Source organism: Bradyrhizobium sp. CCBAU 45321, assembly GCF_028128975.1.
In the GTDB taxonomy this organism is placed as follows: domain Bacteria; phylum Pseudomonadota; class Alphaproteobacteria; order Rhizobiales; family Xanthobacteraceae; genus Bradyrhizobium; species Bradyrhizobium yuanmingense.
Map to the genome: position 1 here is coordinate 1 of NZ_LFKZ01000025.1, position 240 is coordinate 240.

Consider the following 240-nt stretch of genomic DNA (forward strand, 5'->3'; position numbering starts at 1 on the left):
TGGGCAACTGGGTGATCCGGGCGAGCGAGTTGCATCTGCATCGGGTCTATGACGCGCTACAGCAAAAGCTCAGGTCGCAGCCCCTGGTCCACGGCGACGAAACCTGGGTCCAGGTTCTGAAAGAGGACGGCCGGGATGCGCAGGCCAAATCCTTCATGTGGGCCTATCGCAGCGGCCAGGACTACGCGCAGCCGGTCGTGCTGTTCGATTACCAGCCCGGTCGCGGCCAGGAACATCCTC

Annotated in this window: 1 protein-coding gene; it reads left to right on the forward strand. The window is 63.3% G+C overall.

The features are described from left to right. A partial coding sequence (locus tag ACM43_RS09490) for an IS66 family transposase (protein ID WP_271539839.1) occupies nt 1–240 on the forward strand: 240 nt, incomplete at both ends.